General features: G+C 58.7%; 7 protein-coding genes. All 7 read left to right on the forward strand.

Annotated elements, in window-relative coordinates:
- Positions 1-134 precede the first annotated feature (134 nt).
- Positions 135-1,379, forward strand: a complete 1,245-nt coding sequence (gene fabF, locus IV091_RS13165; RefSeq protein ID WP_293469446.1) for a beta-ketoacyl-ACP synthase II — start codon at positions 135-137, stop codon at positions 1,377-1,379.
- A gap of 48 nt (positions 1,380-1,427) precedes the next feature.
- On the forward strand, positions 1,428-1,967 hold the full coding sequence (locus IV091_RS13170) for a hypothetical protein (protein ID WP_293469448.1): 540 nt from the start codon (positions 1,428-1,430) through the stop codon (positions 1,965-1,967).
- The gene (gene rpoE / locus IV091_RS13175) at positions 1,964-2,599 is read left to right on the forward strand and encodes an RNA polymerase sigma factor RpoE (RefSeq protein ID WP_293469450.1); all 636 of its coding nucleotides are present in this window, start codon (positions 1,964-1,966) and stop codon (positions 2,597-2,599) included. Before IV091_RS13170 ends, rpoE begins: the two co-directional genes overlap by 4 nt.
- A 71-nt stretch (positions 2,600-2,670) precedes the next feature.
- A complete protein-coding gene (locus IV091_RS13180) occupies positions 2,671-3,288 on the forward strand; it encodes an RseA family anti-sigma factor (RefSeq protein WP_293469452.1) in 618 nt (205 codons plus the stop codon).
- 90 nt (positions 3,289-3,378) lie between these two features.
- Positions 3,379-4,356: a MucB/RseB C-terminal domain-containing protein gene (locus IV091_RS13185; protein WP_293469454.1), complete on the forward strand. Its 978-nt coding sequence runs from the start codon at positions 3,379-3,381 to the stop codon at positions 4,354-4,356.
- Positions 4,357-4,498: 142 nt separating this feature from the next.
- Positions 4,499-5,962 carry a DegQ family serine endoprotease gene (locus IV091_RS13190; protein WP_293469458.1) on the forward strand — a complete coding sequence of 488 codons (1,464 nt, stop codon included), beginning with the start codon at positions 4,499-4,501 and terminating at the stop codon, positions 5,960-5,962.
- A 342-nt stretch (positions 5,963-6,304) separates the two neighbouring features.
- Positions 6,305-7,566: translation elongation factor 4 (gene lepA, locus IV091_RS13195; RefSeq protein ID WP_293469456.1), on the forward strand; the 1,262-nt coding region annotated here is incomplete at its 3' end.

Genomic DNA, 7,566 nt, shown 5'->3' on the forward strand with positions numbered 1-7,566 from the left:
AGAAGATCACCACCGTCCAGAACGCGATTGACTACGCGAACACCCATCAAAAGGCGTAAGGTCTAACGCCTTTGTTGTCATCTAACCTGGGAAAACCCATGCGGTCTTTTCAGGTTTTTTTTCAGGATTACTGAATGAGCCGTCGTCGTGTCGTCGTAACAGGTCTGGGTTGCGTCAGCCCGGTGGGAAACACCGTGGCCGATTCCTGGGCTAGCGTTCTTGCCGGGAAACCCGGTATTGACCTGGTCACCCAATTTGATGCCAGCAACCTGGCCTGCCAGTTTGCTGGCGAGGTCAAGGGTTTCAATATTGGGGACTACATCCCCGAAAAAGAAGCCCGGCACATGGACCGCTTCATTCACCTGGGTTTGGCAGCCGCGTGCCAGGCGGTCGCCGACAGTGGCTTGCCGACGGGCGATGCGCTCGACGACGAACTGGCGACGCGCATCGGCTGCAACATCGGTTCCGGCATTGGCGGTCTTCCCATGATCGAACACATGCACACCGAACTGGTCAATCGCGGCCCACGCCGGATTTCCCCATTTTTTGTGCCCGCGACCATTATCAACATGATCTCCGGGCATGTATCAATCAAGTTTGGCTTCAAGGGGCCCAACATCGCCGTCGTGACGGCTTGCACCACCGGCCTTCATGCCATAGGCCTTTCGGCGCGCATGATTGAGTACGGAGACTGTGATGTCATGGTGGCGGGCGGGGCTGAAGCCACGGTTTCTCCTTTGGGCATAGGCGGCTTTGCGGCGGCCCGTGCGCTGTCAACCCGCAATGAAGACCCCAAGACGGCTTCGCGTCCCTGGGACAAGGACCGTGACGGCTTTGTGCTGGGCGAAGGCAGCGGCGTGGTGGTGCTTGAAGAGTACGAACACGCCAAAGCGCGCGGCGCCAAGATTTATGCTGAAGTGGTCGGTTTCGGCATGAGTGCCGATGCGCACCACATGACAGCACCTGACATCGACGGTCCTCGCCGGTCCATGGCCATGGCCTTGAAAAATGCCGGTGTCAACGCCGACGAGGTCCAGTACCTCAATGCGCATGGCACTTCCACTCCCTTGGGAGACCTGAATGAAACCAATGCCATCAAGGCGGCATTTGGCAGCCACGCCAAAGACATGGTGGTCAGCTCGACCAAGTCCATGACAGGCCACCTGTTGGGCGGTGCGGGCGGCATTGAGTCTGTGTTTACCGTGCTCGCCCTGCATCACCAGAAAATTCCTCCCACCATCAACATCTTCAATCAGGATCCCGCGTGCGATCTGGATTTTTGCGCCAACACCGCGCGTGACGCGAAAATCGAAGTTGCTGTCAAAAACAATTTTGGATTTGGCGGTACCAATGGGTCGCTGGTGTTCAAGCGCGTCTGACGCGGCTTGAACGCTCCTGCGTGTGCACATGGCAAAGCGCTGATTTTCTTGAACTCGCACAGCGCCCCATCGGTCGTTTATCCGCTGGGGCGTTCGCGTTTTCTGGCCTGGATTTTGTCAGGCCTGTGGTGTGCCGGTGTGCTGGTGGCGGTGCTTTGGTTCTACGTGACCCGGCAACTCGATTGGCGCACTGCACTGGTCCTTGCTGCCCTTGTGGGGGCTGCTGTGGCCGCGCGCTCCAGCTGGACGCATTCCCCCATCGGTCAACTCGCATGGGACGGTGAGGCTTGGCGCTGGGAGAGCGCTAGCTACCAGACAGGCATCGCCGGGTACGAACTCTCGGTGATCGCTGATTTCCAGCGCTCCATGCTGCTGCGCCTTGAAAATCATGCGCACGCCAGGTTGTGGCTCTGGATGGAGCAAAGTGCCATGCCCCAGCGATGGCTGGATCTGCGTCGGGCGGTTTATTCGCCCCGCAAGGCATCTGTCCCTGCCGGGCAGCACGATGCGGTGCATGCCGAACCCTTGCAGGCTGTGGCAGTATCGGAGCCTATGCCGTCAGTTGATGTGATCCCCCCAAAGCCATGAGCGCCGACTTGCCACCTTCGCAAGCCGAAAAGGCCGTGGACAGTGACGCCATGCTGGTCGAGCGCACGGTTGCGGGCGACCAGAAAGCATTTGAATTGCTGGTCATCAAGTATCAGCGGCGCATCCAGCGGCTGATAGGGCGCATGGTCCGCGATGTGGACCTGGTGGAAGATATTGCCCAGGAGACCTTCATCCGGGCCTATCGGGCGCTGGCGCAGTTCAGGGGCGAGGCCCAGTTCTACACCTGGCTCTACCGGATTGCAGTCAACACGGCCAAAAAAGCCCTGATGGACCTCAAGCGAAATCCGACCGTGTCGGAAAATTCCTTCAAATCCGGGGATGACGATGAAACTTCCCCGCAGGAACACGAACTAACAAGCTCTGAGACCCCCGATGCGGTGCTGGCCAGCAAGGAGATCGCGGAAATTATCAATGCGGCCATGGATGCGCTACCAGAAGAACTCAGACAGGCGATCACCCTGCGTGAGATTGAAGGGCTCAGTTATGAGGAAATATCAGATGCCATGGGTTGCCCCATTGGTACGGTGCGTTCCCGTATCTTCAGGGCGCGCGAAGCGATATCGGGAAAGGTCAAGCCTTTGCTGGAGAACCAGTCTGGTAAGCGCTGGTGAAATGACCGCCAAGTTTTTCAGTTATGTATAAAAGCGGCAGCTCGCCTGCCATGAACCTTATGAAACCGTCTATGCAAACCAGCGAACTCCTGTCCGCCCTGGCCGATGGCCAATTGGTCGGTGATGATTTTGCAGCCGCAGTGCAAGCTTGCCAGCAGGATGCGTCTGTATTGGCGCATTGGGATAGCTACCATCTGATTGGGGATGTCCTGCGCCTTCCTGCGCGTGCGACCTTGCCCCTGTTACAGGGTGCAGACCTGGCGTTCGTCGACAGGCTTAACCAGCGTCTGGCGCAGGAGACTTTGGCTGGCGTGGCGCTTCCTGATTTCGATTCAGCGAAGTCCACCCAGGGCGCCGGTGGGTTGGCGTACCACCGAGGCACCGCCGCCAATGACGGAAATTTCCGCTGGAAGCTTGTCGCAGGGTTCGCCTCTCTGGCTGCAGTTTCTGCTATCGCGTGGAACGCCTCTGGCTTGCTGGCTCTGCCGTCCGCCGCACCGCAACTGGCCCAGGCTGGCGGCGCCCCGCAAGTGGTGGTGGTTTCACCGCAAGGCTTGATGGTGCGCGATGCCAGGCTTGAGGAGTTGCTGGCCGCGCATGCGCAGTTGAGTGGAAGCTCTGCCTTGCAATTGCCCTCGGGGTTTTTGCGAAATGCCACTTTTGAACTGCCACAGCGTGCAGGGCGCTGAGTGCGCGGCCAGTTGCATCACCGGTTTGACGGCTTCATGAAATTCAGGACTTTCAGGCTTGTAGCCAGCATGGTCTGGATGCTGCTAGCTATGAATTATGTAGCAGCTCAAAGTGATCCGCTGGCTGTCGCGCCTGTGCCCTCGACGACAGCGGCAGAGTCCAGGAGCATCGACGACTGGTTGACGCGCATGCATGAGGCCTCAAAAAGCCGTGCCTATATCGGAACCTTTGTTGTGTCGTCCGGAGAGGCCATGTCGAGCGCCAAGATATGGCATGTCTGCGAAGGCAACCAGCAAATTGAGCGGGTTGAGACGCTCACGGGGCCGCCGCGGTCCATTTTTCGGCACAACGATCAGGTCGTTACCTTCCTGCCGGAGCAGAAGGTGGTCCGACGGGAAAAACGCGAATCCCTGGGCCTGTTTCCCGGTATCTTGCAGTCCACCGACCGCCGCATTGCCGATTTTTACAAGGTCCGGCTGGAGGGCGCTGAGCGCGTGGCTGGCGTGGATGCCGACATCGTCGTGCTCGTTCCCAAGGACAGGCTCAGGTTTGGCTACCGCATCTGGACCGAGCAGAAGAATGGCCTGGTGGTGAAGTTGCAGACGCTGGATACCGATGGGCAAGTGCTTGAGCAAGCCGCATTCTCGGAGTTGCAACTCGACGCTCCCGTCAAGATGGACAAGCTTTTGCAGATGATGGGCAAAGCAGACGGTTACCGTGTCGAAAAGCCCGTGCTGGTGAAGACCACGGCTGGCGCGCAAGGCTGGGTATTGAAAGCGCCGGTGCCCGGCTTCAAGCCCGTGAGTTGCTACAAGCGGCCGGCTACTCCAGCCAGTGCCATCGTCGGCCAGGAACCGATGCAATGGATCTTTTCTGACGGGCTGGCCTCGGTTTCCATTTTTGTGGAACCCTTTGACCGGCAGCGACATGGCAAGGCGTCCAGCCTGTCTATGGGGGCCACCCAGGCGACGACCCGGCAGCTTGATGCCTACTGGGTCACGGTGATGGGCGAAGTTCCCTTGACGACTTTGCGGCTTTTCGCCAACGGCCTGGAACGCATGAAGTAGCCGCGAATGTCCGGCAGATATTTCCCCCGGCAGCTTGTCAAACGTTGTCAGATTGTTTTTGGGGCTGCCGGCGCCACATGCATGGGTTGAATTTGACAATAAACACGCTTGCTTGAGAACCTGATTTATGAAAAGGCTGATGATGCTTGAATCGAACTGGAAACCGCTGCGCTCTTATCTTGCGGCCGGTCTGCTGGCGACAGTTGCCTTAGCAGGCCTGCTGCCAGCCAAGCCTGCATGGGCGCAAGTGCGTGGGTTGCCTGATTTCACTGAGCTGGTTGAGCAGGTAGGGCCGTCGGTGGTCAACATCAGAACGCTTCAAAAAGTCAAAGCCCCGGACGCGTCAGGCGTCGACGAGCAGATGCTGGAATTTTTCCGTCGCTTTGGGATTCCGGTGCCGCCTAATTTGCCGCGCGCGCCCCGCCCGGACCGCAATCAGCCGGACCAGGATGAAGACCAGCCGCGCGGTGTGGGATCCGGCTTTATTCTCACGGCAGACGGCCTGGTGATGACGAATGCGCATGTGGTTGACGGCGCGGACGAAGTGATCGTCACCCTGACCGACAAGCGTGAATTCAAGGCCAAAATCATAGGCGCCGACAAGCGCAGCGATGTTGCGGTCGTCAAGATTGAAGCCACGGGTTTGCCGGCGGTGAAAATTGGCGACATCAACCGCTTGAAAGTGGGCGAATGGGTGATGGCCATCGGCTCGCCGTTTGGTCTTGAAAATACGGTAACCGCGGGGATCGTCAGCGCCAAGCAGCGCGATACCGGCGATTACCTGCCCCTGATACAAACCGATGTGGCCATCAATCCCGGAAACTCCGGGGGGCCGCTGATCAATATGCGCGGGGAAGTCGTGGGCATCAACAGCCAGATCTATTCGCGCTCTGGCGGCTTTCAGGGCATTTCATTCGCCATTCCGATTGATGAAGCAACGCGGGTATCCGACCAACTGCGCAGCAGCGGCAAGGTCACGCGTGGGCGCATTGGCGTTCAGATCGACCAGGTGACCAAGGAAGTGGCGGAGTCCATCGGCTTGGGCAAAGCCCAGGGTGCGCTGGTAAGAGGCGTCGAAAGCGGCGCACCTGCAGAAAAGGCAGGCATTGAAGCGGGCGACATCATCATCAAGTTCGATGGCAAGACGATTGAAAAATCCAGCGACTTGCCGCGCATGGTGGGCAATGTCAAGCCTGGCACCAAGTCGGTGGTGACGGTGTTCCGGCGTGGCGCGACCAAGGATCTGCCGGTCACCATTGCCGAGGTGGAGCCCGAAAAACCAGCACGCAAGGCTTCCGGGGCCGAGCCCAAGCCCCCGGTGGCGGGTCCTGCGCAAGCGCTGGGTCTGGCGGTCAGCAATCTGACGGACGCGCAGAAGAAGGAATTGAAGATCAAGGGCGGCATCAAGGTGGATGTTGCAGAAGGCCCGGCGGCGCGGGCCGGGCTGCGTGAAGGTGATGTCATTGTTTCCATCGCCAATACCGAGGTCACGAGCGTCAAGGAGTTTGAAGCTGCGCTGGCTAAAATTGACAAGTCCAAAGCCGTCAATGTGCTGTTCCGGCGCGGCGAGTGGGCGCAGTATGCGCTGATCAGGCCGGCACGATGATATGAATCGAAGCGGTTGGCCGTGGCAGTCCCATTGCCAATGCGCGCTGTAGCATGCACATGGCCGGTCGAAGATCATGCGCGAGTCGTCCTGATCCAATCGGTTAAAATTGTGAACAAGTTGTGCATAAGATTCCTGTTGCTAGCCCGCAACGACAAAAATATGGCCATATTGGGACTTCTCGCCGCTGGCTTTTTGCCTACAATGAAACTCCAACTATCGCAGTTGCCATAGATTGTTGGTTCAGGGCGCGTCACTATTAGACGCGCCCTTTTTTATGGCCCGTCGCGAAAAAGCTCCCGTCTCTTCGCAATACATACAAGTACTTAGGCGTTCTCGTTGATGAATCACATCCGAAATTTTTCGATCATTGCGCACATTGATCACGGTAAATCCACCCTTGCAGACAGGCTCATTCAGCGCTGCGGTGGTTTGCAGGACCGCGAGATGAGTGCGCAGGTACTCGACTCGATGGATATTGAAAAAGAGCGTGGCATCACCATCAAGGCGCAGACAGCTGCGCTGAAATACAAGGCACTTGATGGTCAGGTCTACAACCTCAACCTGATCGACACCCCAGGCCACGTCGACTTCTCCTACGAAGTGAGCCGCTCGCTGTCCGCCTGTGAAGGTGCGCTGCTGGTGGTCGATGCCAGCCAGGGCGTCGAGGCCCAGACGGTCGCCAATTGCTACACCGCACTGGAACTCGGCGTTGAAGTCGTGCCGGTATTGAACAAGATGGATTTGCCGCAGGCCGATCCAGACACCGCACGCCAGGAAATCGAGGAGGTGATCGGCATTGATGCCACCGATGCCATCCCCTGCAGTGCCAAGACCGGCATGGGAATTGACGAAATTCTGGAGGCTGTGGTTGCCCGGATACCACCGCCCAAGGGCAACCCGGCCGGCCCCTTGCGGGCCATGATCATTGACAGCTGGTACGACGCCTATGTGGGCGTGGTCATGCTGGTGCGTGTGGTCGACGGGCGCCTGGCCAAGGGCGACCGCATCAAGCTGATGGCCAGCGAGGCCACGTACAACGCCGAGCAGTTGGGCGTCTTCACGCCGCACACCGAGCCGCGTCAGTCGCTTGAAGCCGGTGAAGTGGGTTTCGTGATTGCGGGGATCAAGGAGCTTCAGGCCGCTCGCGTCGGCGACACCGTCACCCTGATCAAGGGCGGCACGGGCGGCGCAGCATTCACGGCCACCGAGGCACTGCCGGGCTTCAAGGAAATCCAGCCGCAAGTCTTTGCCGGGCTGTACCCGAGCGAGGCCAGCGAATACGAGTCCCTGCGGGATGCGCTCGAAAAGCTCAAGCTCAACGATGCTTCGCTGCATTACGAGCCAGAAGTGAGTGAGGCGCTAGGATTTGGCTTTCGCTGCGGCTTCCTGGGCCTGCTGCATATGGAGATCGTCCAGGAGCGGCTGGAGCGGGAGTTTGACCAGGACCTGATCACGACAGCGCCCAGCGTGGTGTATGAAGTGCTCAAGGCCGACGGCGAAATCATCCGCGTCGAGAATCCCTCGAAGATTCCGGATGCCGGACGGGTCAGTGAGATTCGCGAGCCCATCGTGATCGTGCATCTCTATATGCCGCAAGACTA

The sequence above is a fragment of the Polaromonas sp. genome (assembly GCF_018780625.1).
Classification (GTDB): Bacteria; Pseudomonadota; Gammaproteobacteria; order Burkholderiales; family Burkholderiaceae_C; genus Polaromonas.